This is a genomic window from Bacillus sp. P4_D3, from assembly GCF_056401855.1.
Genome location: NZ_JBFUIN010000802.1, coordinates 1 through 1,323, shown reverse-complemented (window position 1 = coordinate 1,323; position 1,323 = coordinate 1). Strand labels below are relative to the sequence as shown.

Here is a 1,323-nt window from a genome sequence, read left to right as displayed (position 1 = left end):
GTATTTTCCAAGGAGATGAATTATATTTTTCTAATAGAAATGAATTAAATCAGTAGCCCCAATATGGAGGGAAATAGTATGAATCTTGATAATATAGATTTTGTTGTTGAATAGAGGTTTGAGTTGGTTCGTTTATCGTTCCACGGTTTTGATTACAGTTTGCTGGTGGACCAATTACTGTAGTAGATTGAATTGGAGAAATGGCTTGTTTCCATTGTTGTTCATCGAGACAGTAAGTATGGGCCATAATGTTTGATGGAGTTAACCTTAAAATATCAGATCCAAAAATAACTTCAGGAGTTGGGGCATCAAAAATGGCTAATAGATGTGTATTATCTGTTGTGGCGATTTCATAATGCCACCAAGCTTGTGGGATATTAGCAACTTGCCCTGGTTTTATCGGTAAGTTTAATATTTGATTCGTAAATGGATTAAGTAAAGAAACGACAGCGGATCCTGAAATACAGTAAACGAGTTCAGCTGCATTTTGATGGATGTGTGGTTCTACAACATTACCTGTGCTTAAATATATATCTAATAAAGAAGTGTTTTCTAATGTGTTTAATTGTTTGATGCCAAGTACGTTTATATAATTTTGAGCATCTTTCTTAAAAAAATTACTTTTATTTAAATCATGAGTGAAATTAGTTGAGGGGGAAGTGTAGTCGATATTAGAAGTCATTTGTATTACCCGCCTTTCTTATGGTGTATTGCAATCTGAAATTAGGGTATGAGTCTAGTTATTGAAATGTGAAGGGCTGATGGTTTTAGTTTTTTTAAAATAAAAACGTTAGTATGTATGCAGTCTGATTGGATTACGATGAAATAGTATAAAGTTAGTTTGGTTGCGAAAAAAAGTGCTATTAATTACAATTAATGTGATTGATAGCGCTTTTTTTATTATGGAATACAAGGGGAGTGTAGGGAATGAATAAAACTATTTTAAAAGAGTTAGAAGTTGAATTGAAAAATCACTTTAAACCGTTTTTGAATGCACCTGCAACAATAGAAGAAATTAAATATGTCGAAAGTGAAATGGGAATTTCGTTTCCAGATGAATTACGTATGCTTTATCTCACGCATAACGGTGAGGTTAAATCTGGACCAGGATTATTTTTTGGTTTGCCATTTCTCTCGTTAGATGAAGTTTTAGATGAGTGGAGAATATGGAAAAAGGTTGAAGATGGAGAACCATTTGATTTTGATGCATATTCTATACCAAAAAATTATATTAAAGAAAAATATGCAAATGGAAAATGGATACCAATTAGTAATGACGCTGGTGGAAATAATATTGCAATAGACGTTGATCCGGATTAAAAG

The 1,323-nt window shown here is 32.4% G+C and carries 1 protein-coding gene and 1 pseudogene; one reads left to right on the top strand and one right to left on the bottom strand.

Going from position 1 to position 1,323, the window contains the following annotated elements:
* Window positions 1-49 precede the first annotated feature (49 nt).
* Window positions 50-682 carry a cupin domain-containing protein gene (locus AC1DTM_RS26825; protein WP_016104857.1) on the bottom strand — a complete coding sequence of 211 codons (633 nt, stop codon included), beginning with the start codon at window positions 680-682 and terminating at the stop codon, window positions 50-52.
* Window positions 683-927: 245 nt separating this feature from the next.
* Here AC1DTM_RS26825 and AC1DTM_RS26820 point away from each other — a divergent pair.
* Window positions 928-1,317: pseudogene (locus AC1DTM_RS26820) on the top strand (SMI1/KNR4 family protein); the annotation flags it as partial.
* Between the last annotated feature and the right edge of the window lie 6 nt (window positions 1,318-1,323).